Here is a 25,490-nt window from a genome sequence, read left to right on the forward strand (position 1 = left end):
GCGGGGCGCTATGAGCTTTCCACACAAATGCAAGCGGACACACCGTGGTTTAATAACGGTTACTTTTGCAACAATCGCAATTACGCTCGCAGGCTGCACTCATCAGTCAGCCACTCAATCAACAACGCTTTACGAACGGCTTGGCGGTCAGGGCACTATCGACACGGTGGTCGAGAATCTCTTATACCGAATTGCGGATGATCCCGAAGTAGTGGTGTTTTTTGCTAACACCAATATCGATTTATTTGCTGAATCCCTGGCCAGCCAGCTATGCGATGTAAGCGATGGCCCCTGCCACTATGAAGGCCCGCCGATGGATCGTGCTCATCAACATATGGGGCTAACAGATGCGCATTTTAATCGCTTGGTGGAACATCTCGATGCGGCTATGCAGGCGGAGGGTATTGCCCTTGGCGCACGTAATGAACTGCTGGGCAGACTCGCCCCTATGTACACAGACGTTATGCGTCTTCAGTAACCTGCCAACCGTCACGGCCCATCGCTTTTACCCGGTAGAGTGCTTTGTCGGCGGCTTCGTAAGCGTAGGGAAACGTTGCTTCATCGGCTACAAAACAGCTCCCGCCAACGCTTAACGTCACACCTTTTTTATCCGGATGGGCAGAGTGGGCAAAATCAGCTTCCCGCAGCCCTTCAATTAGCTGACGACAGTAACGCTTCAGCGTGTCAGTGTTCGGGCAGTGAAGTAGTGCCGCGAACTCATCGCCTCCCAAGCGGTAGAGCTGCGCTTCATCATTCAGCGTTTCACCAATCAATGTGGCCAATTGGCGCAAAAGAGTATCGCCTTGCGGATGCCCATAGGCATCGTTGTACTGTTTAAAAAAGTCGATATCGACCAGAATCAGCCCTAACGATTGATGCTGCTTCGCCAACACATCCTGGTGTAAAGCGCTGCGATTGCCAATCCCGGTGAGCGGGTCGCGCATGGCACGCTGCATCCACTCGAAGGTCTCTTGGGTGGCGCGATCTGCGCGTCTTAGCTGGCGCTCATGGAGCCACCAAAACGCCAATCCCATCACAAAGATCAATAAACTGGAGTAAGTCAGCACCTGACGATGCTGACGGGTGCTTTCGGAAAAATCGTTAATCGCTGCGCCCCGACGATCAAGCTGATCCATCTCAATATGGGTTAAGCATTGAATCGGTGCGAACAACGCCATCGCCGCAGCGATACGGTCAATGCCCCGCGCCACGAGCAGCGCCACCAGCCGATCCAACTCCTTCAAACTAGGCTCAACGCAGGTATATTCACGCCGATAAATGTGCACATCGGCTAAGCCGTAGGCCAGGTCAATATCCAAGGCTGCGGCATCCAGCGCATCTTGCTCTGCCTGGTCACTCAATAGCTCGGATTGGGCATTTTGTAGGTAGACCCGTGCCCGAGTAGAAAGCTGCTGACCTGTAAGGCTCCCCGTCTGGCTGAAATAAGCCTGTATTTCGGGGTATACCCAGCGCGATTCATAAACAATCAACACCATAAGTGCCAAAAAGCTCATCAAGCTCAATGATAACCACGTAAAATAGCGGTGCTGGCGAGCTAAAGGCCGGGGACGAACTGTGGGCTGCGCGACGGGCCTAGTTTTGGATGTCACCACTTCGCCTCTATGCTACGAATCATCCAGATCCAGTCATTGAACTCACGCAGGTTTTCTACGTCGCGATCACCCTTGCCCTGATTATTGTAGTCACGCTCTACCAGCCGCACAGGGCCTCGCGTACGGATGGTGAGCGGATCGCCATCCTCAGAGCTAATCAGGTACCAGTTAGGGTCGTCCCACCCTTCTAAGGTAACCTCGTAGTCGTCCCAAGCGGTAAAGTGAAGCGCCGGGGGCACTTCGCCAAACTGTTCAATCAGAAAGGTGCGAAACTCGACGCCCTGCATCTCCACATCGCGCCCTTGATAGGGGTCATAGAGTGTAAACGTCGTATCAGACATGTCGTGCAAGTCACTTAAAGCGACCTTTTGAGTGACATCGCCGTTGATCATATTTACTGCCTGGGCAAAGGCAGTCGCGGGAAGTATTATGCCCACGACAATTAACGCGCACGCTAACCGATCACGTACACGACCCCACGGGCTGTGGTGTAAGGCAACTGCGTTCATGACAAAGCATCCTAGTGTAGTCATTGCTTCAATGGACTTTACCAGAGCACGCCTTGCATTGCTCATTAACGCACGCTATGCGATTGCAACTTTTCAGCACATTTCAGGCAAAAAAAAGCCAGCCCATGGTGGGCTGGCAACAGGAGGTTTACTGCGATAGCAAACCCCCTCCCCTGACAAGGTTTACATGAGGTGGGAAAGCTACTTTTTACGCTCATCTTTACGTAGATGATCACGAATCACGAAGCCCACCCACCCCAGCATAAAAACGATTACTAACGCGACGGTCACTAAGCCGAAAATAACTGTGTCATCCCAATACATGGTGAATCCCCCGCCGTGATGTATGCGTTCATACTAGTCACTCAACGGCAGAAGAATGCTGACCTAGATCAAGTTACGGCAGGCGGGGGAAAAAAGGTGAACAGAAAATTGATACTCATCAATTTTTGGGCGTGATGAGCCCTAGCAGCCTGTCGGGCTTGGCCGATCGTAGCGAGAAGCACGGATTTTGAGCCAAATTTATCGATCGATTGAGGCGAATAGCGCGCTATTTAACGAAATCGATCGAATAAAGTTGGCCAAAATACCGGGATTCGCAGTAGATCAGTGTTAAGTCCGACAGGTTGCTAGAGCACCTTGCGGTCTTCGACTTTACTGTGTTCGGTACCTGGTGGTAACGGATGGCCTTTGGCTAATTCTGCACGGGTAGCTTCGCGTACGTCTAAAATGGTGACTTTATAGTTCAGCGTGCGCCCGGCCAGGGGGTGATTGGTATCGACGGTGACGCGGTCGCCATCGACTTTGAGTACCGTAACAATTTGCGGCCCGGCTTCGCCCTCAGTTTGAAAGCGGCTGCCCGGTTCCAACTCAGCGTTACCAAAAGAGCCACGGCTGACTTCCTGAACCAGATCTTCGTTACGCACACCGTAGGCATCTGCGGGCATTAGTTGAACGCTAAGCTCGGCGCCAACGATTTGACCTGCTAGCGCACTCTCCAACCCTGGCACGATATTGTCGTGACCATGCAAATACTCTAGCGGCTTATTGCGCGCTTGGGAGTCATCCAATACCTGCTTGCTGCCATCGTTGAGCACGTCGCTGAGGACATAGTGCAAGGTAACTACCTGATGCGCCGTAATCGACATGGAAAACTCCTCTCCGGTAAGCTGTCGGTTTTGTGATAGAACTTTGTGATAGCACTTTGCGATAGAAACACTGCCTCAGTTTATCACTTGGCCGTTGCCAGCGTCTTTCCACCAGGAGTAGCGTTTAATGTTAAACCCCACCCCCCAGCGCACTTGGCTTGCTGCGCTGGCTATTTATTGTCGTGCACCCGTTATTACCATGCTGTTTTTGGGGTTTTCTGCAGGCCTACCCTTTTTATTAGTGTTTTCAACACTCTCCGCCTGGCTGCGTAGCGACGGCGTGGAGGTAGCGGCAATTGGCTTTTTTGCCTGGATTGGCATGCTCTACTCGATCAAGTTTTTCTGGGCGCCGGTGGTAGACCGGTTAGCGCTCCCGATTTTGACCCGCGCCTTCGGCCAACGCCGCGGCTGGATGCTGTTAGCCCAGGGGTTGATCGTTGCGGGGTTAGTGGGGCTGGCCGGTTTGAGCCCGGTGGGTAATCTCGGCTGGGTGGCCCTCTTTGCACTGCTGGTGGCGTTTGGCTCAGCGACGCAGGATATCGCTATCGATGCCTATCGCATTGAGTCCGCCGATGACGATGTTCAGGCCGCCATGGCCTCGACCTATATTATTGGCTATCGCGGTGGCTTACTTGCCGCCGGTGCCGGCGCACTGTATATCGCGGCCTCTGCCTCTTGGGATGTGGCCTACATGAGCATGGCGGCGCTAATGGGCATTGGCGTTCTCACCGTGCTGCTGCGCCCTGAACCGAAGCGCGCTTCGCTTTCTATTCAACTTATCCATGAGCCTAAGGTACGGGCGTTTATTCGCGCCAGCCGCGGTAAGCCCAAACTGTTACGCCGCCTGGGTGCCTGGAGCATTGGTGCGCTGGTCTGTCCGTTTACCGACTTTTTTCGCCGCTATGGAGTGAAAGCGCTGTGGATTTTGGTGTTTATTGCCGTATTTAGAATCAGTGATTTGGCCATGGCCTCCATGGCCAACCCGCTGTATATCGACCTGGGCTTCTCGCTGGCAGAGATTGCTAACGTGACCAATATATTCGGCATTGCGATGAGCATTACCGGTGGAATTCTAGGCGGGCTATGCGTGGCGCGCTACGGCATTGGCCCGCTGCTGATCTTCGGCGCGGGGTTAGTGATGGTGACTAACCTGCTGTTTGCCGTGCTTGCCGTGGTGGGTAATCAGTTGCCCATGCTGGTGGTGACGATTATCGGCGATAACCTTGCCAATGGCTTAGCCAGTGCGGTGTTTATCGCCTTTCTTTCCAGTCTCACATCACGCGCCTATACTGCAACGCAGTACGCGCTGTTCTCATCACTAATGACGCTGCCAGGAAAGTTTTTGAGCGGTTTTGGTGGGCTGGTCGTAACCTCTCAGGGCTACCCAAGCTTCTTTGTCATCGCAACGTTACTGGGCCTTCCCGCCATTATCTTGGCAATTTGGATCAGCCGGGACAAGCAGCTAGTGCCTACCCCCAAGCCTGCTTAAACAGGCTTGAAGGTTTAGGCTAGCGATGTGTTTCGAGCCAGTCCAAGGCCCCTGGCGTAGTCCGCCACTGATCGCGCATCAAGGTGCGGTACTGCCACGCTTCCGCCCGGGAGCCGGGGTCAACCTGACCATCGGGGTGAGGCATGGAAGGCCGCGGGCTCTCTGCACAAATTAGCTCTAACGCGTAGCGGTTATGGCCAAGCACATCGCCTAGCGCCGCTTCTGCCGCCTCACGCTGCTCTAACCGATAGAGTGCCAGGGCTTTACCCATCAAAAGCCCCAATACCAGCGAGCCGTCGTCGTCACTCTCTTCCGCAAGTGCCAACGCTTCCTCGTTGCGATCATCACGTAGCAACTGGTCAAGTACCAGCTCCCGCAGCCCTAAGCTATCTTCCTGGTCGATCAGCAGTAGCTCTTCGGCCAACTCGCGGGAGTGCTGACGCGCCCCGCGCTCCATGCCGACCACCAACGCGAGCCCTGTGCGTAGCAACATGGCGTTGTTGGCATCGTCCCAGCACAGGTTGCCATCGCCTTCGGCGCGGGCTTGTTCCAACCAGCGCGAGAGGCGAAGCGCCAGTGGCTCCAGCAGGCTTGGGGCCATCCACGGCAGGCTGCCAAAGCGGCTGGTGAGCGCCAACGTTAAGTCCTGCACAACCTGTGGGGCGTCCAGCCACTCGGGATGTGCACAGAGTGCCGACATCCACTCAATGGCGTTGCCCCAAGGGTCATCGCGGAAGCCCAACGCTACGTCTTCATCCACCAGCACCTGAAACTGCTCATGCCAGGCGGCAAACAGCGTCTCTTCACGAGCACTGGTGTTGTAAAGCAATCGGCCACTTTCAGGGTCGGCGCTCACATCGATTTTGGGGGCAGTGGGCAGCGCGGCCAACAGCGCCTGAAGCGCCACCAGCGGCGTGGCCAGATCCTCTTCCGCACTCAGCAACTGATCGGCAAGCGTCGCGCCGGGGTTATCCGCCAACGCGGCTAAAAAATCCAACTGATCTTCATCCAGATCACCCTGTCGAACCAAGCGGCGATACCAGAAATTAGCGCGCTCTTTGGCTTCCTGTTCGTGGCCTTCATGCAGTAACAGCATGGCTTCAATGTAGGCCAAGGTAGGCGAATCGGGTAGCGCCTGCTGAGCCTTCACAAAGGCACCGCGGGCACTATCCAGGTCATCGTTATCCAAGTGCATCAGGCATAAACGCTCAAGAGCCACGCCACGCAAAAACAGCGGCCCCCGCTCCATCACATCATCAAGCAGGTCAGCACGTTTACGGCTAAAACCGCGCTCTTGATAAATATCCAGCAGGATTTCAAAGGCAGGCTCGGCCTGCTCAGGCAGCCGTGACCAGTCACTACCATCGAAGAGTGATTCAAGGATTTGCATAGCGCGGCCCGTCTGGCCGCTTTCAGCAGCAATCAACCCGGCTTCCAGTAGCGCTTGAGCCGGAGCCTGTTGGCTATCCAACGCGGCTTTCAGGGTCGCGCCCTTCCATTCGCGCAGCGAGAGCATCCACATCATCTGATCGGGGATCTCAGTGGGAAACTCGATCTGATAGCAACACTGCTTGAATTTGCGCCCTGAGTCACACCAGCACGGTTCATTACGCCCCGGCGTGGCGAGGGGCTCACAGGCAAAGTCGAGCCGCTCTAGCGGTGTTTGCGACCATAGCACCGGTGCCAGCGCCTGGGCCATAGCCACATCACCTTCAAAGGAATCCGCGCCTTTGGCACGCACCCAGGTCATAAAATCCGGATAGTGTTCTTGTTGCCTGATTGCCGAGAGTGCCCCGGAGGCGAATCCCAGCAGCTGATCGACCCATACCGCCAGCATTGCCGTCTCCATGTTGTGACAGGATGGCTTGTTAAACGATGTCGTGTTCAACGATATCGAATTAAACAACGACCTGTTTAAAAGCGGCATAGTTTAGCATGAAGGCCGACATGGTCGCAGTGGCAATCGGTTGATCATTAATAGGCTCGATGTAATAGCGGAAGCGTGCGCTCGTGCATATTCAGTCGCGCGCCCAAACGCACTAAATTCCAATAGTGGCCGTTCAGCGCCCGGGAAAGCAGCAGCGTTTCAGCAGGAGGCTGTAGTCGATCCATCGCCGCCCACACTTTAGGGGTTAGCTCGCGCAGACGACGGTGCACCCGCACATCGCTGAAATCCTGCTCGCCCGGCTCAAACAGCGGCGCGATACATTCAGCAGATTCACGATAGAGCGCCAGCGGCGCGCCCTGCCCCTGGCGGCCACCCATTTGCATCAAGGCTTCGTCCATCCCCATGGGGTCATGCTTCAAGGTGGCATCCAACAGCTGCATCATCGCCTTTATGCGCGCATCGGGGACCGCAATTACCGCGCCCAAATCGTAAATCACCAGCCGCCCTTGGGCATCGGCGGCGAAATTACCCGCATGGGGGTCGGCGTGTAGTTCGCCGTAGGTAAACAGTTCTTGGGTAATCCAGTCCGCTAATGTCTCGGCAATGCCCTGGCGCGTCTCGTCATCTGCCTCGGCTAATTCGCGCAATGGCGCTCCTTCCACGTAGCGCATCGCCAGCACATGGGGGCCGGAGAGCGCTGGCAAAGGCTCGGGAATCACTAGCCGCGGGTCATCCTTATAGCGCTCACGGTAGCGGGCCAGTGCATCGGCTTCGGCGTGGTAGTCCAGTTCCCCACGCAGGCTTTCAGCAAGCTCTTCAAATAGGGCATCCAAACGCGCCTGGGGCACTTTGAACCAGCGGCCTAAACGCATAATGCGCCGCACCTGAACCAAATCGCTCTCCAATACCTCGGCTAGGCCGGGGTACTGCACCTTGAGCACGACCGTTTCTCCCTCATGGGTGGTCGCGCGGTGAACCTGCCCCATGGAGGCGCTGGCAAAGGGGCGCTCCTCGACTTCGCTGAAATAGTGGTCAATGTCGCCGTACTGCTGAACCAGCGCTTCATGAATACGTGGCCAGGGCATCGGTTCGGCTTGGCGCTGCAGGCGGGCAAGCTCCTCGGCGAGATCGGGCGGTAGCAGATCGTCCCACTGGGACATAATTTGGGCAAGCTTCATGGCCGGGCCTTTAAGCTCTGAAAGCCCCTCAAACAGCGCTTCGCCCAGGGCTCGCCAATCCGCTTGGCCACCTAAACGGGTTTTCAGCAGCGCTCCACCGGTGCGTGCACCCAATCCCATTAAACGTCGTGTTCTGCCTCGATCACGCATTGATGATGCCCCTTAAATACCAACCCTGACCATCAAATAGATGGCTATCGAACAGTTTCCTGGCGAACAAAACTATTTGTACATAATTTATACAACTTAACAGTATCAGCAATTTACCGCATCACTATATTGACCTGCCCCTCTGGCGCCAATGCTGGTCAGCGTCTGCTACCATAGGCGCCATCAAAGGATACGATGAAGGCTTCGCTGCTATGCGCCTGATAATTGCCGAAAAACCCAGCCTCGCCCAAGCCATTGTCGAGGCGTTACCGGGCACTAGCAAACGCCAGGAGGGCGCGGTGCTATGTGGCGACACCACGGTCACTTGGTGCTTAGGGCACTTATTAGAGCAAGCGCCACCGGAAGCCTATGACCCCACTGACAAACAGTGGCGGCTGGATCGGCTCCCTATCGTGCCGCAGCAGTGGAAGCTGATGCCACGCCCCAAGGCACGTGGGCAGCTCGCGGTGATTCGCAAGCTGATCAAACAAGCCACCGATGTGGTTCACGCGGGTGACCCTGACCGCGAAGGTCAGCTGCTGGTGCAGGAAGTGATCGAGTACATGAAGTACCGTGGCCCGGTACAACGGCTGCTGATCAGCGACCTCAATAAACCTGCAGTGAGCCGGGCGCTTGCCAAGTTGCGCTCCAACGCCGATTACCAGCCGCTGTTTCAGGCAGCCCAGGCCCGCTCTCGCGCCGACTGGCTGTATGGCATTAACCTAACCCGTGCCTGGACACTCACCGGCCGACAAGCGGGGCACGACGGTGTGCTTTCTGTCGGCCGTGTGCAAACCCCGGTACTGGGATTAATCGTGCGCCGCGATAACGCCATCCGTGATTTTGTGCCCCATCCGTTTTATCCACTATGGGTGGATCTCAAGGTTGCCCAAGGTCAACTGCGCGCCTGGTGGGCGCCCAAAGAGCACCAACCCCTTGACGATCAAGGCCGTTTGATTGACCGCAGGCCCGCCGATGCACTGGCGGCTCAGTTACCCGGCGCATCAGGGCAACTCACCAAGCTCGACCAGCAGGAGAAACGCCAGGCACCGCCACTGCCCTACTCGCTCTCTGCTCTTCAGGTAGACGCCGCCCGCCGCCACGGGCTCTCTGCGCAGATGGTGCTGGATATTTGCCAGCGGCTCTACGAGCGCCACAAGTTGATCACCTACCCCCGTTCAGACTGCCGCTACCTACCCGAGGAGCATCTTCAGCTTGCTCAGCGCAGCCTCACCAGTGCCTGCCAGAACGATGAAGCGCTTCAGCAGTGGCTGAATGGAGCAGACTTTACCCTGCGCTCCAAGGCGTGGAACGATAAGCAGGTCGGTGCCCACCACGCAATCGCACCGACCGGAAAACCCGCTGATTTCAGCCAGCTCTCCGCTACCGAAGGCCATGTGTTTCGGTTGATCGTGCGCAACGTGATGGCGCAGTTCTACCGTCCTCTGCGCACCTTCGAAGTCAAAGCCGAATTTACGCTGCTTAATGAAGCCTTCCGCGCCCGCGGGCAAAGCATTCTCGACCCCGGCTGGAAACCGCTATTCACTACTCGGGATGAAACACCACCGCTGCCGCCGCTGACCCAAGGCGAGCCCTGCCAGGCGCTGGGAGCAGGCGTAGAGGAGAAGGAAACCCGCCCACCGGAACCATTCACTGATGCCAGCCTGATCAAGGCCATGATGAACATTGGCCGCTACGTGGATGACCCGGAAGTGCGTCGTACGCTTCGCGACACCGATGGCCTGGGCACCGAAGCCACCCGGGCGGGCATTATCGAAACCCTGGTACAGCGCGGCTACTTAGTACGCCAGCAAAAAGCCCTGCGTGCCACCAAACTGGGTAGCGCCCTAATCGCCGCCCTTCCCAGCGCCGTAAGCACGCCTGAACGCACTGCGCTATGGGAACAACGCCTACGGGCGATTTCCGAACAGCAGGACGACCCTGGCGCGTTTCAGCAAGCGCTGCTGGATGATTTACGCGACCTGCTCACCCACAGTGACGCTGCCAAGCTCAGGCAGAGCCTGCAAACCGCCCAGGGTGAGGCCGGTGGCCCGCCGAAACGCACGGGTAAGCCGAGAAAGAGCTATGCAAGAAGGAAAAGCCCCAGTGGAAGGAAGAAGGCTTCCAACAAATAATAATTATACCGTCTGGATGTAGTTCCCTGATTATAAAAAGGCGAGGCCTTACCAGAGGAGTTAACTCTCTGTTCATTCACGCCCTCTAGTTTTTGCATTCGGCTCCCATCAAATATCGGTATTGTCTTCGTCATCGCCCAAGGACGAAGACTTTTTCTTGCTGATTGAACCGGAAAAGAAAGGCACTACATAGAGGACTACCCAGGCCAGCAGCGTACACAAAACCGCCGTCTGCTCGCGTCCTAGGCCTACGGCTATGCCAATTGCCGCCGTCAACCAAACCCCTGCCGCCGTGGTAAGCCCTGACGTGCCTTTTTCATCTTTTCGGGTGATGATGGTGCCAGCACAAAGAAAACCGATGCCAGCAATAACGCCTTGGATGACCCGGCTCATTTCCGCATCAGAGATACCCGTTTGCTGAGGTATAAATATAAACAAAGCCGCCCCCATACAGACCAGCATATGGGTGCGTATTCCAGCGGCCTTGCCTCTCTGCTCTCGCTCGAGCCCCAATAGACCGCCTAGTACAGCCGCCAACAGCAAGCGAATCACAACAATGATGAATTCACTCAGGTCATTAAAATCCGAAAACTCGGATATTATAGTATTAATAATTACTTCCATCGTTTCGTTCCTTGATTGCCAGAGCGACGGCTCTTAAATACTATGAGTTGAATTCAGGGGAAACAGCATTTCTCACCTGCAGTAGGACGAGCATCAGCTCGGAGATACACTTTAGAAGCTCCCTGAACAACAGCGAAGCTTCGAAGGTCATCCAGCAGCGTGGCCTGTTAACCAAGTCAGTAAGGTGGATGGGTAGCTTGCCTATAAGATAACGGTATAAAAGTCCTCCACTATCAATTCATCAACGTACACAACCCACCCGGCACCGCCAAAACCCAATCACTGATCGCTTGAATGGTTGGGTCATGCCGTCGGCTTTCTGGGTAGACCAGAAAGAACGGCTTACCTTCAAATTCGGGGCCGAAAGGTTGCACCAAACGCCCCTCTTCCAACTCATCCTGAATCAACTGGCGGCTCATCAGCGCTACCCCCTGCTCCCCAACGGCAGCCGAGATAGCGTGGGTCTCATCAGAAAAGACCAGCCCGGCACTCACGTCCAGCCCAGGTACCTTTGCCTCTTTCTGCCACGTCGCCCAATCCAGTGGTGATGATATGGCCCCCTGACTGCTGAAGTGAATCAATGGGTGCAAAGGTAGCTGTTCTACCTCGTGTAGACCAAGGCGTGGGCTACAGGTCGGGATAAAGGTGTTATCAAACAGCTTTTCTGCGACCAACCCTGGCCAACGGCCATCGCCATAGCGAATGGCAATGTCTGCCGTTACCCCATCCAGAGGAACCGACTCATGCGAAGCATGAATACGCAGATCAATATCTGGATGGGAGTCGCGCAGCATACACACCCAGGGCAGCAACCAGCGCACCGCAACCGCTGGCGTTGTAGAGAGCGTAACGGTTTGGCGAACAGGTACAGCACTCAACCGCTCGACAACATGACTAATGCTATCAAACGCAGTCTCCAGAACCTGCAGTAGCTCACGGCCCTGAGGTGTCAGCGCCAACTGTCGGGGTTTACGTAAAAATAGGGTAACGCCCAGCGCCTCTTCAAGACCCCGAACCTGATGGCTAATCGCAGTGGCAGTAACGGATAATTCCTGCGCCGCCTGCTTGGCACTTTCATGGCGGGCAGCGGCTTCGAAAGCTCGTAGTGCTGAAAGCGAGGGTAATCGGCGATGGTTCATGAATGAGTTTCACTCATCTATAGCTGCAAGAAAAGATCGTTTGTTCAGGCTGAAAGGCACAGCCTAAGCTAAGCCTGTTGTTAATCATAGATGAGTTCAACTCAGATTAGGAGGCCACCATGACACACATCCTGCATATAGACGCTAGCGCCCGCCCCGGCATTGCTGGCACAGATAACCACGGCTCGCATAGTCGCCATTTAACCTATCAGTTTGTCAGCCAGTGGCAATCAAGCCGACCGCAAGACACGGTTACCTATCGCGATATTGGTCAAAACCCACCGTCGATTATCAGCCACGACTGGATTGCGTCTGCCTTCGCCCCCGAAGAGCACCGAGAAAGCTGGATGAAGGACGCACTGACAGAGAGCGACCATCTGATTGATGAGTTAATTGCTGCTGATATTGTGGTAATCGGAACGCCGCTATACAACTTCGGTATGCCTGCCGCCCTCAAGGCGTGGGTCGACCAAGTAGTACGGCCCGGTCGAACGGTAGAGTTCGATGACACCAACCCGATAGACCCTTACATACCCAAGCTCACAGACCGAAAAAGGCATGCCGTTGTGCTCACCGCTAGAGGCGGCGTAAATATGGCGCCAGGTGAAGAAATGGCCCATATGAACCACCTTGAGCCACACTTGGCCACAGCACTGGCATTTATCGGCATCACTCGCGTTCACTACATCGCGATCGAAGGACAGGAAGTGGGCGGCGAGGTATTGGCCAAATCGGTTGCTGCCGCGATACAGAAAGTTGAAACGCTTGTTGAAGAGTTGCAGGTAGCGTTGGAAAGCACGCCATCACCTCAACCGGCCTAAATTATAGTTAATGATCTTTCATCGTAAATACGCTGAAGTATAAGGAGTGGCTATCGCTACCCAAGGATGTCCGCTCCTTTATGCCCTTCTGGTACACCTTGAACTAATAGCACATCGCCCTCTGTATTCCGGGTACGCAATGGGCGGATCGCTTTATAAGCAGCCGAGTCATACCAACCTTGCGCATGCTCCATGGAAGGAAATTCAATCACCACCATATCCCCTGTCCACCCTCCCTCAAGCGGAATGTATGGCCCACCATGCACGAGGTATTTGCCCGAGAACGGCGCGAGGGTTGCATCAATGCCTTCTAAATATTGTTTAATTTCAGGATCGAATCGGGTTTCGCGGATAAGAGCAACGGCGTAGGCAGGCATTATCATCATCCTCCATTTCAACGAAAAGAGACACCCGCCCCCAGCACTTCAAAAGTAAAAATAGCATCACGTAGCCTATCTTGCACTGGCTGCCAACCGTGCACCCAACGCGACGAAAAGTGCCCCCAAGCTTCTATCCATCCAAAAACCAACGCGTGGCTTTCTCTTTAAGTAAGCACCCAACTTAGCGCCAGCCAGAACCAGAGGAGGTTCTATTAAGGCAGCAACTGCAATAATAAGGCTGCCATGCAATAAAAGCTGTGCCTCGGCTGGGCCAGCGCCTTCCACGATAAATTGCGGCAGGAAAGCCAGAAAGAAGATAGCGACTTTGGGGTTTAGCGCTGATACCAGCATGCCCTGCCAATAAACAGCGGAGAGGTTCTTGTTACCCGGCTTTTCTGCAGCGACAAACTGATCCCCTTGAGACAGCAACATTTTAATACCGAGCCATATCAGGTAGGCGGCCCCTACCCATTTAACAATCGAAAACGCCAATGCAGAGGTGGCTAAAATAGCCGAAAGACCAACTGCAGCCATTACTACATGTAGCGCCGCTCCTGTCCAAATCCCAAACATAGCGGCAAACCCTTGTCGTCGCCCGCTACGTAATGTTTGCCCCAGTATGTAGGCAATATCTGGCCCCGGCGATAGGTTCAAAAGCACGGCCGCTGATAAAAAAGTCATCCAGTGCAGCAATGTATACTCAAACATAAGCGCTCTCTTGTATTTTTCCGTTGCCAAGCTAAAAGAATGTTAACGTGCTAGCTGGAAAGGTTCAGCTGCCAGGAAACGCCGTATTTATCATTCAACCATCCGAATTTTTCACTAAAGCCGTAATTATCTAGAGGCATCAAAACCTTACCTCCATCGCTCAATGCTTTAAATACGTCTTCTATTTCTTTCTCTGAGCCGCACTCAACGTGTAACGACATTGATGGCGTAAAACTGAACTGATGGTCGTAATAGCTATCCATTGCCAGGAAGAGAGTGCCGTTTATCGAGAAGCGGGCGAGCTTAACTGCCCCTTCGGGATCATGCCCCCCAGCTTCGACACGCTCGATATCGATGATTTTCGAGTTCTCAAATAGCGAAGTGTAAAACTTGATAGCTTCTTCGGCTTTACCGGCCTGATCCCCCACAAACATTAGAGATGTTTTGATAGCCTTCACTTTAACCTCCCATTTCATTTGACGCGCTAAGCGTTACTGTAGAAAGGTCTGCAAAACAGACGCGACATTGACTGCTGTGGTTAAGAGGCATTCTTGAGCGCCTGTTTAATGAAATCCCCTTTCGCCGCCGTATAGGCTTCTCGGTCTGACGTAAATTCCGCCGCCCACAGACGCTTCTTTTTCTCATAACGTTGCGCCAGTTCAGTATCAGCGCGCAGTCTATTGCGAAAAGCCAATCGCCGATGCCACTCTTCACCGCCATACACCATAAGATGCAGATGATGCGTCCTACGCCCCTCGGCCCATCGCATTAACCAACGCCGCCCGACCAAGGAAGCATTGTACGCTAATGATGTCGCATATTTGGCACGGCACAACGGCTCCAATAAGTCATCGGCCCTGGATATTGAGTCAACGCCTGCCAGAATATCGATGATCGGCTTGGCCGAGAGACCAGGAACAGCGGTACTTCCGATGTGCTCAATGGCTAGGAACTCATCTGGAAATAAATCTAGCAGCCTGTCTCGCTCCTGCTTAAATAGAGTTGGCCAAGCCGCATCATATGGAAACAGCGCGACCTCCTCATGGATGGCTCGATTTAAAGATTCCGTTTCATCCATGGTTGAGGCTCCCCCCTTTAGCGCGAATGGCTGCCTATGCCTCATCTGATAACAGTGGCGGCATTGGGCAATCGAGAATATCGGCCATGGCACGGAACAGTTCGGCTTCGGCGGGCAAAATACGTCCGCTATGTTCAATACAGCGCGCCATCGCTTGCAACAACGCGGGCTTATGCAAAGGCTTTAAACGTCGCAAGCGCTCAACCGCCAGGCTGAGTGCACGCATATCACTTATATCGTCAGTGGCCCTCAATGAGAATGGCAGCTCACGCTCAGCGGCATTAAGCGCAGCGCTTCTCTCAACCGGGTCATCTTGCCCGGCGGTGGCAAGCACCGTCAGTAGCATCTGACACTCCCGTTGCAGGTCGTTTATCTTGAGGTTTGCAGGCCCACTGCCTTGCTTGCTGATGTTATTCAACACCAACTGATATAGCGTCCACTCCAACAGGCTGACCTGACCATCTGCCTCGATCAACCGTTCCATACAGAGGCGAAAGTGTTGGGCCTGCTCCATCGAAAGCGAGCGTAACGCTGGCAGCGCCAGTTCAATCAGTGGCAAGCGTAACTGTACATCCAGCCTCAACATTTCAGGGCCATAATCCACCAGCGCTCGGTAAACATCTGGCAGTGCAACTTGATGCAACGCCTTAAGCTGATGCCTACGCATTGTCTTATCCTGGCTGAGCAGCAGTGCATAGATCAGAGCACGAGCGGCATGGGGCTCATGGGCGGCGCTTTTAATCCGCTCAGGCAGCGCATCTAATGTCGCTCTAGCTTGGGTAAGGTGGCGCTGGTCAGGCTGGCCCATGGTGTTAATGGCGGTTTGAGCAGAGGCACCGGTTAACACAGCCGCCATTGCCCCCGTTCCCGTTGCCGTTCCCGTTGCTGTTCCCGAGCCAAATCTGGGCTCCGCTTCAGACCGCTCACCGTTGCCTTCTGGTTCTGTTGCGCCATTCTCGGCTTCCTGGATGGGCCAAGTGACTTCGAAGCGGCCATTCCAATCGGGCATGACCCGCTTGATACGATCTTTAATCGGCGGATGGGTGGCCATCATTTGGCTAAAGCCCTGCCGCACGCCTTGACCGAAGAACAGATGGCTGAATTCCGCCGCCTGTGTCGCTTGCAGGTAAGAGCCCTGGGTGTGCGAGCCGATTTTAACCAGCGCGTTGCCAATCCCCTGAGGGTTGCGGGTAAACTGCACCGCAGAGGCATCCGCCAGATATTCACGCTGCCGACTAACCGCCGACTTGATCAAGTTACCAAAGAAGGTACCCGCGTAGCCGATCAGCATTAGCGCCGCCCCCAGCGCTAAAACGACAGCGCCTGAGTTGTCACGTTTTCCACCGCCCACCCGTCGAAAACGCATACTACGCAGCAGTGTACCGCCCAATAAGCCAATGATTAGAATGCCATGGAGGATGCTGATCAGGCGCATATTCAACCGCATATCACCATGCAGAATATGGCTAAACTCATGAGCTACGACGCCCTGCAGCTCATCCCGCGTCAGGTTACGGATCGTGCCGCGAGTAATCCCGATCACTGCATCATTGGTTTGATAACCGGCGGCGAAGGCATTGATGCTCTCCTCCTCCAGCACATACACGGAGGGCACTGGCGTTCCAGAGGCAATCGCCATCTCTTCAACCACATTGAGAATACGCCGCTCATCAGCATCACGGGTATTAAGATTGATCTCGCGTCCACCAAGGGCTTCTGCCACTACCCGGCCACCACGCCTTAGCTGACTGCGTTTAAATAGCCCGCCCAGCACCACGACGGCCAACACCGCAATAGCAACGCCAGTGACCAGTTCAATCGAGAGTGCCGACCACATCCCCTGAGCAGAAAGATTGGTTTGTGTAGCAGATTGCTCCCCCATTAGATGCAGCGCGATGGTAATTGCGAGCGTGGTAACAGCAATCAGGGCAAGTACTGCCAGTACCATCAAAACGACCAGACGCCCGGTTTTACGACGAGCGTTATCCTGCGCGGTAAAAAAATCCATGTCGCGTTTTCCCTGAGCTTAGAACGACACCGTCGGCGCCACTTGAATCTGGGCACTGTCTTCAAACTCTAACAACGAGGCATCCTGCCCATGGCCGAACATGCCAGCCACTGCTACCGGCGGGAAGCTCTGCCGATAGGTGTTGTAGTGCATCACCGCATCATTAAATGACTGCCGCGCAAAGGCCACCTTGTTTTCAGTGCTGGTTAGCTCTTCTGACAATTGCTGCATATTTTGCGAGGCTTTTAAATCCGGATAGGCTTCCATGACCACATTGAGCCGCCCCATTGCCTGAGTCAGTGCACCTTCTGCGCCGCCCAGGTCTGCCATGGCTTTGGCACTGCCTGGATTTGCCGCGGCCGCTTTTAACCCAGCGGCGGCTGTATTACGAGCTTCGATGACCGACTGCAGCGTCTCCCGTTCATGGCTGAGATAACCTTTTGCGGTCTCTACCAGATTAGGAATCAGGTCATGCCGACGCTTAAGTTGCACTTCAATTTGCGCAAAGGCGTTCTCAAAGCGATTTTTCAAAGACACAAGTCGGTTGTAGATACCGATGACGTAAAACGCGATAACGGCGATGATCGCCACGGTGATGATGATAGTGAGCACTATGGTTCTTCCTTATAGTAGGCATTCGTCAGTAAAAGCCGGTCTATGAAAAGCTAGACAATGAATGCCTAGCTAGTGAAAAAAGTAGCCACCAAGTTCAATATCCGACGTTCACACATCACTTTGCAAGCTTAGGGAGAAAGGGAATGTCGACATAGCATTGCTCAAGATCACCTTTCTCATAAAACACTGTGATCGTATCAGTACCTGCTCGAAACGATTATCGAGCAGGGTCTGAAGCTCGCCGCCGGTATACTCTGGGACTTAGGTGAACCTAAAGAACAGGCTTGCAAACAAACGACAACAACCACACATTGCACAGCAACCAAGGCAGAATAAAATGACGACTTCTGAAGAAAACAGCGTCGATAATGAAGCCATTCATTGGGATCAGGATATTAGCTACGGCCAGTACCTGGATCTGGAACCTTTGCTTGCTTGCCAAAATCCGGCTTCTGATGAACACGATGAATTACTCTTTATCGTTATCCATCAAGTATCGGAGCTATGGATCAAACTATGCCTTCACGAAGCTCATGGCGCCGCAGCGCATATTCAAGAAGATAACCTGCGACCTGCTTTCAAAATGCTATCGCGGGTTTCCAGAATTCAGGAACAGCTTATCAAGGCCTGGGAAGTATTGGTCACCATGACCCCCGCCGACTATGCTAGCTTCCGAGACAGCCTTGGCCAAAGCTCTGGGTTTCAGTCCTATCAATATCGAGAAATGGAATTCCTGTTGGGTAACAAGAACGCCAAGCTAATCGAAGCCCACCGATCAAAACCCAAACACTACCAAAAACTTCAGGAATCCCTCCACTCACCCAGTCTTTACGATATCGTGCTGCAGCTGCTTGCCAAACGCGGTTTCAGCATTCCGGAAAGCAAAACCCAACGCGATTGGAGTATTCCCTACACCGCCAGCAGCGAGGTGGAAGCGGTCTGGACGGAAATCTACCGCAACAGCGAACAATACTGGGATCTATACGAGCTTGCTGAAAAACTGGTGGATGTCGAATTCAACTTTCAGCGCTGGCGATTCAGCCACATGAAAACCGTCGAACGTATCATTGGTTATAGACGCGGCACAGGGGGAACGGCTGGGGTGAACTACCTGGTCAAAGCGCTGGATCTTCAGTTCTTCCCGGAACTGTGGAGTGTTCGGACGACGATATAAGCACTTGGCGCACTGCTGCGCGCCCCAGTTTAACTACCGTCTTGATATTCAAAACAGCGACATACAATTTTTCGGAGCCGCCATATGCCTGTAAGCCTGGATAGTGTTCGTGAGCGTGACCGCCAAGACCCATTGGCAGACTTTAAAAGCCATTTCGCCCTGCCCGAAGGCGTGCTTTATCTTGATGGGAACTCACTGGGCGCTCAACCGAAGGCCGCCAAACAGGCGGTCGATGAGACTCTGGATCAATGGCGCGACCAACTGATCAAAGGCTGGAATCAGGGCTGGTTCGATGCTCCGGAACGCTTGGGCAATCTGCTAGCCCCGGTAATTGGTGCGCAACGCGGTGAGGTAAGCGTCACTGACAATATCACGCTAAATATCTTCAAACTGCTGGGGTATATCCTCGGCCGAGGCAAGGAGGAGCGCCAGGCGGTTCTTAGCGAAGGCGGCAACTTTCCGACCGATGGCTACATCGCCCAAGGCTATTGCCGGGTGAGTGGCGCCGAGCACCGCTTCCTGCCCGAAGGAGGCAACTTGGCCGAACACCTCGACGGTGTAGCCGTGGTGGTACTGAGCCAAGTTAACTACCGTACTGGCAAATTACGCGATATGGCCACCACCACGAAACTAGTGCACGACCACGGCGCGGAAGTCATCTGGGATTTGGCCCATTCCGCAGGCGCACTGCCCATTGATCTAAACGGTTGCGGCGCTCGCTACGCCGTAGGCTGTACGTACAAGTACCTTAACGGCGGCCCTGGCGCGCCAGCTTTTTTATACGTGCATAGCAATCACCAAGACAAAGGTTGGCAGCCGCTTTCCGGCTGGCACGGCCATGCATCGCCCTTCGCTTTTGAAGCGGATTACACCCCAGCAGGGGATATTTCCCGCTTTCGCACTGGCACCCATTCGGCACTTGCCTACGCCGCTCTGGAAGCCTCACTCGCCCTATGGAGCGAGGTGGACATGCAGGCGCTGAGAGAAAAAAGTCTGGCAATGAGCGACCTGTTTCGAGAGTGTTTAAGCGATATTTTTACCACTCATAATATTGACGATATAACCCCATCAGCCAGTGAGCGCGGCAGCCAGGTATCACTGGTGGATAGTCAAAACGGCTACGCTATCGTTCAAGCCTTGATTGCCCGCGGTGTAATCGGCGACTACCGGGAGCCCGGCTTAATGCGTTTTGGTTTTACCCCGCTATACCTCAGTTTTGAAGATGCTTGGCAGGCCGCCCAGCACTTCCGTGAGGTAATGGAAAGCGGTGAGTACCAGGATCCGCGGTTTCATGTGCGTGGTGCCGTTACCTAATAGAGGTACGTGATGACTGAAACACCCCTGAACCTCGCCTACTCGCCGAGCTATTTCGCTCGGGATTATGAAGCCACTTTAAGGCGCCAGGCAGCGTTAGGTAGCGACCTGGTGGCACGCCACCAGCCGATTACCCTGCGCTACGGTGAAGATCCGGCGGCCCGCCTCAACCTGTTTGTTCCGGAAAATACCGCGGGCCCCTGGCCATTGATGCTATTTATTCACGGCGGCTACTGGCAGGCGCTGGATAACACCGCAACGGACTTTCTGGCTGAACGCTACCTTGCCCGTGGCTTGGCTTTCGCCTCCCTGGGTTACGGCTTAGCCCCGGAAACGTCCATTAACACCATGGTGAACCATTGCGTTGAGGGGATTACGGCGGCATGCAACGCCCTCGCGGATAACGGTGGCGTGTGGTCTATTGTATTAGGCGGCCATAGCGCCGGTGCCCAGCTGGCTTACTGGGTAGCCGCCAGTGATGATATCCCCATTGATAAGCTGGTACTGGTTAGCGGCGTTTATGACCTAACGCCATTGGTAGATACCTACGTTAACGAAGCGCTGGAGCTCAACCCAGCCCAAGCGCTTGCGTTAAGCCCTATATTTGCCGATTCGAGCAAACTACCCTCATGCCAAGTGGTGATCGCCGAAAATGATCCGCCCGCTTTTCGCCAACAAGCACACGATTTTGTTGCAGCGTTAAAGACTATCCATACCCAAGTCGAGCTCGTGGATATAGCTAACTGCGATCACTTTGATGTGTTAGATGCTTTATGAGGTTGAGGCAATTGCAGAAAACACCGTGCCCGATCTATCGCCTGCCAGTACCGCACGGTTGCGGCCTTCTTGCTTAGCACGGTAAAGCGCCTTGTCGGCGCGGCTGATCACTTCGTCAATGCTCTCGGTCTGGCGGTGAAGCGCAACACCCAGGCTCAATGTAACCGCCAAGTTGCCTGCTGAGGTGGCAAAAGTCGGCTCAGCAACTGCTCGACGTACCTTTTCGGCGACGGCCATAGCGCTCTCAACGGTGGCGCTTGGAATCAGTAGCAAAAACTCCTCTCCACCCCAGCGGGCAACCCGATCACCACCGCGAAGCGTAGTGGTGAACCGAGTAGCAAGAATGGTGAGCACTTCATCACCCACTTCGTGGCCATACTGGTCATTAACTGCCTTGAAGCGATCCAAGTCAGCCATCAACACAGCAAAGCACTGTTCGCCGCGTTTAGCGCGGCTCCACTCTGCCTGCAAGTGTGTTTGCATCGAGCGCCGGTTGGGCAAGCCGGTCAGCGCATCGGTCAACGCACTATGCTCAAGTTGCTGGCTGGCAATAAAGGTGCGCTGGTGTTCCTGGTAAAGCATAGTAGCAATGACGACGCCTATGCCCATCGCAGCGGGAATGAAGATCAAATGAATGGGGTTATCTGGAAACGGGCTACCTGAAAAAACAATAAAAGCAATTACTGCCATAAGCGGCAAGCCGTATATCAAAACCAGATCTCTAACACCGTAGACGGTCGCTGTAGCCACAGCAATGATGGCCAAGGTTAGCCCCTGGGTGATGTAGAGAAGATGTCCGCCCTGCTCCGAATAGTGCAGTACGAACATTGCAGCCGTCATTCCCACTATTGAAAGATTCAACGTCAGCAATAGCGGATAAGCCCAAAAGCCTGGATCTTTCTTATGATGGAGCAGCAAAAAAGTAATCGCCAGAATAGCGGCGGGCAGGCGGAGGAGAATATGTTTCCATATCAACTCCCCGTTAGAGTAGCTGACCAGTGTCGCATCCAAAATAGTGAAAACGGGTAACAACACCAACACCACGCCAGACAAAAAGTAGCCAAGTCGGCGCGACCGCGAGTATTGATTAAGAACAAAATCGGCCCACCATTCGGCGGGTATTGGCCCATGCTTTCTCATCATCACCTGTTTCCGGAACTGGATAGCTTTACACCACCCGCCACTTACCAGGAAACACCGGTTAGATCAGGATCTTCTGACGTAGCTAATGGGCAATTACATATTGTAACATATTGAGTTTCCATGCTCATAATGCCCAAATTAAGCCGATTTTCGAAATCTTCTTACTTTAAACGAAGAGTCAACCAATTCTATCTCAACCGTGAAGCGCCGCCTCAATGTCCGCGATGTTGATTTTTTTCATCTGCATCATCGCGTCGAATGCGCGCTTAGCGACGGCAGGATCGGGATTGGTAACGGCCTTAATCAGCACAGCAGGCGTTATCTGCCACGATAGTCCCCATTTATCCTTGCACCAGCCACAGGCGCTTTCCTTGCCACCATTGCTAACAATGGCATTCCAATAGCGATCCGTTTCGGCTTGGTCATTCGTTGAGACCTGAAAAGAGAACGACTCATTATGCGCAACCCCAGGCCCGCCGTTGAGCCCAAGGCACGGAATGCCCAACACGGTAAACTCGACGGTCAATACATCCCCCTGCTTACCCGATGGAAAGTCTCCCGGTGCGTGATGAACCGCCCTGACAAACGAATCAGGAAAGGTATCAGCGTAAAAGCGCGCTGCCTCTTCTGCACCACCATCGTACCAAAGGCAAACAGTGTTCTTTGCGGGTATTGCCATATCACATCTCCACTAAAACCATCGCGTCATCAAGCCCAGTGAAATATTTACCGAGCTTACCAAGTCTCATCAGCGCCCGGTGGCCCCATATCGATCTGCATATCAGGCGCTATATCCACTACGCCTTTGATCTTTTTCAGCCGTTCCGCCGTGGCATCGTCAGCCGAGCCGGTAATACAGCCGATCTCCTCCAGCACCTCCTGGATGGTTAATCCTTCAGCGCTGAGGCGCGTGGCCATTTCATTTATCGGTTGATCGCTGGAAATAGTGATCAACCATAGCGCTACCGCTGGCATCTGGCGTACCTCCCTAGTAAGTGCACTAGGCGGCCTGAAAGGAGCGCCTGCCCAGTGCGTCGCCCAACATCAAGGCGCTTGTACCAACCCAGCTCCCACGCGGGATTCAGGCGATGGCAGCTCTTGCACCGAAGCCACTAGCTGTTGCCACAGTTTCCTTCCCCGTAATGAGGCATCAGACTGTGCCCACAGTGCCGCGCAGCCTGCCACGTGTGGTGCCGCCAAGCTGGTGCCACTGATCGTCTTATGGCGAGTGGGCCGGGGCCATGAGGAGAAGATATCGCGCCCAGGCGCGGCAATTTCGATCTTGCCATGATTGGAAAAGCTGGAAGGCTTCAGGTTCGGATCGAGAGACGCCACCGACATCACGGTAGGCGAGTTGGCAGGCGCCCCTGTATTGGTTGCAGAATTTCCCGCTGCAGCGATAACGAGGCACCCATTACGCAGCGCCGCTTCACCAGCATGGGTGTAGGCGGCCTGCACCGGGCTCTGGCTGCCAAGCGACATCGAGATCACTTCACACCGGTTGGCTATGGCCCAGTTTAGGCCAGCGAGAACGCCCGCCCCGGTACTGCTGCCCGAGTTGGTCAGCACCTTGCCGACGAAGACCTGCGCCTCATACGCGATCCCGTAACGCTGTGTGTTTTCACCGGGCGCCTGGGGGCCACAGGCCGTGCCGATACAGTGAGTACCGTGCCCGTTAATATCCTGCACCGGCTCCCCGACGAATGAGCGAGTAACGAACTCCCTACCCTCGAAATCCGGGTGGCCAAGATCCATCCCGGTATCCAGAACGGCGACTTTTATACCCGCGCCACTCCAGCTACTTTGCGGCACCTTACAGCGTTTTAGCCCCCAAGTTGGCCGAAGGGCGTCCTCTTCAAGGTTCTCTTCGCCTTCTTCCAAATCCAGCTCAACGCCAAGATCACGAGCGATGGTGCTGGCTGCCCGCAAAAAACCCCGTAGATATTCAGAATTTTCAGAAAAGGCGAAATACTCTGGCTCAATAATTTCGATGGGACTATCCGCGGCTACTTTACCCAGCGCACTCATGCCATGCTGCTGTAGGGCATCGCCGCCTACCAGCGCTACTCCAATCTCCGGAAATACCATTGCCTCAGCATCTCCGGCATCTTCCAGGCTAACGGCTTGATCGGTGAAATCCCGCGCATCAGCGATGCGAAATTTCTGGGCTTTTAGCGACTTAATGCCTTCTTCTACCCGCCCCTCACGATAGCTAATCAGAAAGCGCCCGGTTTCAAGGCAACTGCCGCCCCGCTCTAAGGCCGCCAATAGCAATTTTTCGGTGCCGCATGAAACAGTGGCGAGTGACTCACCCGCTGGCGTATTGCTTTTACCTGTCGGTTTTTTCGCCATCGTAGACATCCTTTTCATTTAGCTGGTAAGCGATATGGAATAGGTGAATCATAGACACCATGCAAGGGAAAGCATGCCTAGCTATGCCACACCCACCATTTCAGCTTAACGCACCTGATGTGCTTCGCCAGATCGATTTCAGGCTACGATCCTTAAACATACAGGGCGCTTAAACGAAGGAGGATGAAGCATGGTCGTTATTGGTTAATCTCAGTAGGCGGACACTCGTCATCGCGGAGTGTTAGCACTTCGACACCAGAGGATGTGACCGCCACCGTATGCTCCCACTGAGCAGACAATTTCTTGTCACTGGTCACCACCGTCCAGCCATCCCGCTTGGTTTTTATCTTGGCCCTGCCCTGATTAATCATGGGCTCGATGGTAAACACCATCCCTTCTTTCAACGCCAGGCCTCTGCCTCTCTTCCCGTAATGCAACACCTGCGGCTCTTCATGCATTTCCCGGCCAATGCCATGGCCGCAATACTCACGAACGACAGAGTATCCGTGTTTTTCGGCATATTGCTGAATTGCGTAGCCTACATCACCCAATGTGGCACCTGGCTTGACCGCGTGTATTCCTTGCCACATGGCCTCATAGGTTTTATCGACCAGTCGCTTGGCATAGGGAGTCACATCGCCAATCAGATACATCTTGCTGGAGTCAGCAATAAAGCCGTCTTTCTCCAGGGTAATGTCGACATTGACGATATCGCCTGTTTTGAGTATTTGCTTGTCGGATGGAATGCCATGGCACACCACGTGGTTGACTGAGGCATTCAATACGTACTGGTAATCGTATTGCCCCTTACTGGCCGGTCGAGCCTGCAATTGATCGACGATATAGCGCTCGGCCCAATCGTTAATAGCCATGGTGGATACGCCGGGCGCTATCCGTTGGTCGAGATGACTGAACACCAATCCGAGTAGCCGTCCGGCTTCCCGCATCAAACGCAACTCCTCCTCGCTTTTTAGCGTCAGCTCACTCACCGACCACCTTCCTTACTTCAACGTCGGCTTGCTTCATTTGCTCACGCATGATGTCAGAGAAGGTCATTCCCGGATTGGCCTCAGCCAGCATGCCCACCTTTATCCAGTACTCTGCCTGGGCATTGATTGAGCGCACCATGACAGTGCTTGCCTTGCGAATATCCTCATGCAACTGGTCATTGATCTTAACGATACCCATCACACCACCTAATATATGAAACGAATATGAAGCATATACGAATCATATATCGCGTAACG

General features: G+C 54.2%; 27 protein-coding genes. 7 read left to right on the plus strand and 20 right to left on the minus strand.

Annotated features, from left to right (window positions below; translation table 11 throughout):
- Positions 1-10 precede the first annotated feature (10 nt).
- Positions 11-478: a group I truncated hemoglobin gene (locus HZS52_RS18330; protein ID WP_027959223.1), complete on the plus strand. Its 468-nt coding sequence runs from the start codon at positions 11-13 to the stop codon at positions 476-478.
- On the opposite strand, the gene HZS52_RS18335 is transcribed toward HZS52_RS18330, so the two are convergent.
- The 4 genes from HZS52_RS18335 to HZS52_RS18345 form a co-directional block, all read right to left on the minus strand.
- Entirely contained in the window at positions 462-1,514 is a 1,053-nt protein-coding gene (locus tag HZS52_RS18335) for a GGDEF domain-containing protein (protein ID WP_027959222.1), read from the minus strand. The two genes, HZS52_RS18330 and HZS52_RS18335, sit on opposite strands and share 17 nt — an antisense overlap.
- A gap of 92 nt (positions 1,515-1,606) precedes the next feature.
- The gene (locus HZS52_RS24515) at positions 1,607-2,122 is read right to left on the minus strand and encodes a hypothetical protein (protein WP_022523727.1); all 516 of its coding nucleotides are present in this window, start codon (positions 2,120-2,122) and stop codon (positions 1,607-1,609) included.
- 201 nt (positions 2,123-2,323) lie between these two features.
- Positions 2,324-2,446 carry a cytochrome c oxidase subunit CcoM gene (gene ccoM, locus HZS52_RS24680; RefSeq protein ID WP_263364941.1) on the minus strand — a complete coding sequence of 41 codons (123 nt, stop codon included), beginning with the start codon at positions 2,444-2,446 and terminating at the stop codon, positions 2,324-2,326.
- Positions 2,447-2,751: 305 nt separating this feature from the next.
- A complete protein-coding gene (locus HZS52_RS18345; protein WP_039858286.1) occupies positions 2,752-3,270 on the minus strand; it encodes an FKBP-type peptidyl-prolyl cis-trans isomerase in 519 nt (172 codons plus the stop codon).
- Positions 3,271-3,397: 127 nt separating this feature from the next.
- On the opposite strand from HZS52_RS18345, the gene HZS52_RS18350 reads away from it, so the two are divergent.
- Positions 3,398-4,759, plus strand: a complete 1,362-nt coding sequence (locus HZS52_RS18350) for an AmpG family muropeptide MFS transporter (protein ID WP_009286498.1) — start codon at positions 3,398-3,400, stop codon at positions 4,757-4,759.
- A gap of 19 nt (positions 4,760-4,778) precedes the next feature.
- Here HZS52_RS18350 and HZS52_RS18355 read toward each other — a convergent pair whose 3' ends face one another.
- Positions 4,779-6,596 (minus strand): SEC-C domain-containing protein, encoded by a 1,818-nt coding sequence (locus HZS52_RS18355; RefSeq protein WP_041158385.1) that lies wholly within the window; start codon positions 6,594-6,596, stop codon positions 4,779-4,781.
- A 137-nt stretch (positions 6,597-6,733) separates the two neighbouring features.
- Positions 6,734-7,975: an ABC1 kinase family protein gene (locus HZS52_RS18360; RefSeq protein ID WP_027959219.1), complete on the minus strand. Its 1,242-nt coding sequence runs from the start codon at positions 7,973-7,975 to the stop codon at positions 6,734-6,736.
- A gap of 212 nt (positions 7,976-8,187) precedes the next feature.
- Here HZS52_RS18360 and HZS52_RS18365 point away from each other — a divergent pair, with 212 nt between their 5' ends.
- The gene (locus tag HZS52_RS18365; protein WP_190373337.1) at positions 8,188-10,110 is read left to right on the plus strand and encodes a DNA topoisomerase III; all 1,923 of its coding nucleotides are present in this window, start codon (positions 8,188-8,190) and stop codon (positions 10,108-10,110) included.
- 108 nt (positions 10,111-10,218) lie between these two features.
- Here HZS52_RS18365 and HZS52_RS18370 read toward each other — a convergent pair whose 3' ends face one another.
- Together HZS52_RS18370 and HZS52_RS18375 are read right to left on the minus strand one after the other, a co-directional pair.
- The gene (locus HZS52_RS18370; RefSeq protein WP_009286495.1) at positions 10,219-10,734 is read right to left on the minus strand and encodes an MgtC/SapB family protein; all 516 of its coding nucleotides are present in this window, start codon (positions 10,732-10,734) and stop codon (positions 10,219-10,221) included.
- A gap of 233 nt (positions 10,735-10,967) precedes the next feature.
- On the minus strand, positions 10,968-11,873 hold the full coding sequence (locus HZS52_RS18375; protein ID WP_027959213.1) for a LysR substrate-binding domain-containing protein: 906 nt from the start codon (positions 11,871-11,873) through the stop codon (positions 10,968-10,970).
- A gap of 119 nt (positions 11,874-11,992) precedes the next feature.
- Here HZS52_RS18375 and HZS52_RS18380 point away from each other — a divergent pair, with 119 nt between their 5' ends.
- Complete coding sequence (locus tag HZS52_RS18380; RefSeq protein ID WP_022523736.1) at positions 11,993-12,694, plus strand: FMN-dependent NADH-azoreductase; 702 nt, start codon at positions 11,993-11,995, stop codon at positions 12,692-12,694.
- 56 nt (positions 12,695-12,750) lie between these two features.
- Here the strand turns inward: HZS52_RS18380 and HZS52_RS18385 are convergent, their stop codons facing one another.
- The 6 genes from HZS52_RS18385 to HZS52_RS18410 form a co-directional block, all read right to left on the minus strand.
- Positions 12,751-13,071, minus strand: coding sequence for a DUF1330 domain-containing protein (locus HZS52_RS18385; protein WP_141441187.1), 321 nt, complete (start codon positions 13,069-13,071; stop codon positions 12,751-12,753).
- Positions 13,072-13,146: 75 nt separating this feature from the next.
- Entirely contained in the window at positions 13,147-13,782 is a 636-nt protein-coding gene (locus HZS52_RS18390) for a LysE family translocator (protein WP_190373338.1), read from the minus strand.
- Between the two features lie 50 nt (positions 13,783-13,832).
- A complete protein-coding gene (locus tag HZS52_RS18395; RefSeq protein WP_027959209.1) occupies positions 13,833-14,240 on the minus strand; it encodes a VOC family protein in 408 nt (135 codons plus the stop codon).
- A gap of 80 nt (positions 14,241-14,320) precedes the next feature.
- Positions 14,321-14,860: a GrpB family protein gene (locus tag HZS52_RS18400; protein ID WP_190373339.1), complete on the minus strand. Its 540-nt coding sequence runs from the start codon at positions 14,858-14,860 to the stop codon at positions 14,321-14,323.
- Between the two features lie 34 nt (positions 14,861-14,894).
- Entirely contained in the window at positions 14,895-16,868 is a 1,974-nt protein-coding gene (locus HZS52_RS18405; RefSeq protein ID WP_190373340.1) for a M48 family metallopeptidase, read from the minus strand.
- 18 nt (positions 16,869-16,886) lie between these two features.
- A complete protein-coding gene (locus tag HZS52_RS18410; RefSeq protein ID WP_027959206.1) occupies positions 16,887-17,483 on the minus strand; it encodes a LemA family protein in 597 nt (198 codons plus the stop codon).
- 337 nt (positions 17,484-17,820) lie between these two features.
- Between HZS52_RS18410 and kynA the strand changes: the two genes are divergently transcribed.
- The 3 genes from kynA to HZS52_RS18425 all read left to right on the plus strand — a co-directional run bounded on the left by kynA (position 17,821) and on the right by HZS52_RS18425 (position 20,748).
- The gene (kynA, locus tag HZS52_RS18415) at positions 17,821-18,657 is read left to right on the plus strand and encodes a tryptophan 2,3-dioxygenase (protein ID WP_190373341.1); all 837 of its coding nucleotides are present in this window, start codon (positions 17,821-17,823) and stop codon (positions 18,655-18,657) included.
- An 84-nt stretch (positions 18,658-18,741) separates the two neighbouring features.
- Entirely contained in the window at positions 18,742-19,971 is a 1,230-nt protein-coding gene (gene kynU, locus HZS52_RS18420) for a kynureninase (protein ID WP_190373342.1), read from the plus strand.
- A gap of 12 nt (positions 19,972-19,983) precedes the next feature.
- Positions 19,984-20,748 (plus strand): alpha/beta hydrolase, encoded by a 765-nt coding sequence (locus HZS52_RS18425; protein WP_190373343.1) that lies wholly within the window; start codon positions 19,984-19,986, stop codon positions 20,746-20,748.
- Here HZS52_RS18425 and HZS52_RS18430 read toward each other — a convergent pair.
- The 6 genes from HZS52_RS18430 to HZS52_RS18455 all read right to left on the minus strand — a co-directional run bounded on the left by HZS52_RS18430 (position 20,743) and on the right by HZS52_RS18455 (position 25,431).
- A complete protein-coding gene (locus tag HZS52_RS18430; protein ID WP_190373344.1) occupies positions 20,743-21,891 on the minus strand; it encodes a GGDEF domain-containing protein in 1,149 nt (382 codons plus the stop codon). The genes HZS52_RS18425 and HZS52_RS18430 overlap by 6 nt on opposite strands.
- Positions 21,892-22,084: 193 nt before the next feature.
- The gene (locus HZS52_RS18435) at positions 22,085-22,570 is read right to left on the minus strand and encodes a VOC family protein (protein WP_190373345.1); all 486 of its coding nucleotides are present in this window, start codon (positions 22,568-22,570) and stop codon (positions 22,085-22,087) included.
- A 56-nt stretch (positions 22,571-22,626) separates the two neighbouring features.
- Entirely contained in the window at positions 22,627-22,866 is a 240-nt protein-coding gene (locus tag HZS52_RS18440) for a hypothetical protein (protein WP_190373346.1), read from the minus strand.
- 69 nt (positions 22,867-22,935) lie between these two features.
- Positions 22,936-24,243 carry a S8 family serine peptidase gene (locus HZS52_RS18445; protein WP_190373347.1) on the minus strand — a complete coding sequence of 436 codons (1,308 nt, stop codon included), beginning with the start codon at positions 24,241-24,243 and terminating at the stop codon, positions 22,936-22,938.
- A gap of 197 nt (positions 24,244-24,440) precedes the next feature.
- Positions 24,441-25,232 (minus strand): type I methionyl aminopeptidase, encoded by a 792-nt coding sequence (gene map, locus HZS52_RS18450; RefSeq protein WP_190373348.1) that lies wholly within the window; start codon positions 25,230-25,232, stop codon positions 24,441-24,443.
- Positions 25,225-25,431, minus strand: a complete 207-nt coding sequence (locus HZS52_RS18455; RefSeq protein WP_022523750.1) for a ParD-like family protein — start codon at positions 25,429-25,431, stop codon at positions 25,225-25,227. Before HZS52_RS18455 ends, map begins: the two co-directional genes overlap by 8 nt.
- Positions 25,432-25,490: the final 59 nt, after the last annotated feature.

The sequence above is a fragment of the Vreelandella titanicae genome (assembly GCF_014697095.1).
GTDB lineage: Bacteria > Pseudomonadota > Gammaproteobacteria > Pseudomonadales > Halomonadaceae > Vreelandella > Vreelandella titanicae.

Excerpts from the sequence above, each read along its gene's own strand:
- HZS52_RS18330 (WP_027959223.1), top strand. The coding sequence starts at position 11 with ATGAGCTTTCCACACAAATGCAAGCGGACACACCGTGGTTTAATAACG.
- HZS52_RS18335 (WP_027959222.1), bottom strand. The coding sequence starts at position 1,514 with ATGAGCTTTTTGGCACTTATGGTGTTGATTGTTTATGAATCGCGCTGG.
- HZS52_RS24515 (WP_022523727.1), bottom strand. The coding sequence starts at position 2,122 with ATGAACGCAGTTGCCTTACACCACAGCCCGTGGGGTCGTGTACGTGAT.
- ccoM (WP_263364941.1), bottom strand. The coding sequence starts at position 2,446 with ATGTATTGGGATGACACAGTTATTTTCGGCTTAGTGACCGTCGCGTTA.
- HZS52_RS18345 (WP_039858286.1), bottom strand. The coding sequence starts at position 3,270 with ATGTCGATTACGGCGCATCAGGTAGTTACCTTGCACTATGTCCTCAGC.
- HZS52_RS18350 (WP_009286498.1), top strand. The coding sequence starts at position 3,398 with ATGTTAAACCCCACCCCCCAGCGCACTTGGCTTGCTGCGCTGGCTATT.
- HZS52_RS18355 (WP_041158385.1), bottom strand. The coding sequence starts at position 6,596 with ATGCTGGCGGTATGGGTCGATCAGCTGCTGGGATTCGCCTCCGGGGCA.
- HZS52_RS18360 (WP_027959219.1), bottom strand. The coding sequence starts at position 7,975 with ATGCGTGATCGAGGCAGAACACGACGTTTAATGGGATTGGGTGCACGC.
- HZS52_RS18365 (WP_190373337.1), top strand. The coding sequence starts at position 8,188 with ATGCGCCTGATAATTGCCGAAAAACCCAGCCTCGCCCAAGCCATTGTC.
- HZS52_RS18370 (WP_009286495.1), bottom strand. The coding sequence starts at position 10,734 with ATGGAAGTAATTATTAATACTATAATATCCGAGTTTTCGGATTTTAAT.
- HZS52_RS18375 (WP_027959213.1), bottom strand. The coding sequence starts at position 11,873 with ATGAACCATCGCCGATTACCCTCGCTTTCAGCACTACGAGCTTTCGAA.
- HZS52_RS18380 (WP_022523736.1), top strand. The coding sequence starts at position 11,993 with ATGACACACATCCTGCATATAGACGCTAGCGCCCGCCCCGGCATTGCT.
- HZS52_RS18385 (WP_141441187.1), bottom strand. The coding sequence starts at position 13,071 with ATGCCTGCCTACGCCGTTGCTCTTATCCGCGAAACCCGATTCGATCCT.
- HZS52_RS18390 (WP_190373338.1), bottom strand. The coding sequence starts at position 13,782 with ATGTTTGAGTATACATTGCTGCACTGGATGACTTTTTTATCAGCGGCC.
- HZS52_RS18400 (WP_190373339.1), bottom strand. The coding sequence starts at position 14,860 with ATGGATGAAACGGAATCTTTAAATCGAGCCATCCATGAGGAGGTCGCG.
- HZS52_RS18405 (WP_190373340.1), bottom strand. The coding sequence starts at position 16,868 with ATGGATTTTTTTACCGCGCAGGATAACGCTCGTCGTAAAACCGGGCGT.
- kynA (WP_190373341.1), top strand. The coding sequence starts at position 17,821 with ATGACGACTTCTGAAGAAAACAGCGTCGATAATGAAGCCATTCATTGG.
- kynU (WP_190373342.1), top strand. The coding sequence starts at position 18,742 with ATGCCTGTAAGCCTGGATAGTGTTCGTGAGCGTGACCGCCAAGACCCA.
- HZS52_RS18425 (WP_190373343.1), top strand. The coding sequence starts at position 19,984 with ATGACTGAAACACCCCTGAACCTCGCCTACTCGCCGAGCTATTTCGCT.
- HZS52_RS18430 (WP_190373344.1), bottom strand. The coding sequence starts at position 21,891 with ATGATGAGAAAGCATGGGCCAATACCCGCCGAATGGTGGGCCGATTTT.
- HZS52_RS18435 (WP_190373345.1), bottom strand. The coding sequence starts at position 22,570 with ATGGCAATACCCGCAAAGAACACTGTTTGCCTTTGGTACGATGGTGGT.
- HZS52_RS18440 (WP_190373346.1), bottom strand. The coding sequence starts at position 22,866 with ATGCCAGCGGTAGCGCTATGGTTGATCACTATTTCCAGCGATCAACCG.
- HZS52_RS18445 (WP_190373347.1), bottom strand. The coding sequence starts at position 24,243 with ATGGCGAAAAAACCGACAGGTAAAAGCAATACGCCAGCGGGTGAGTCA.
- HZS52_RS18455 (WP_022523750.1), bottom strand. The coding sequence starts at position 25,431 with ATGGGTATCGTTAAGATCAATGACCAGTTGCATGAGGATATTCGCAAG.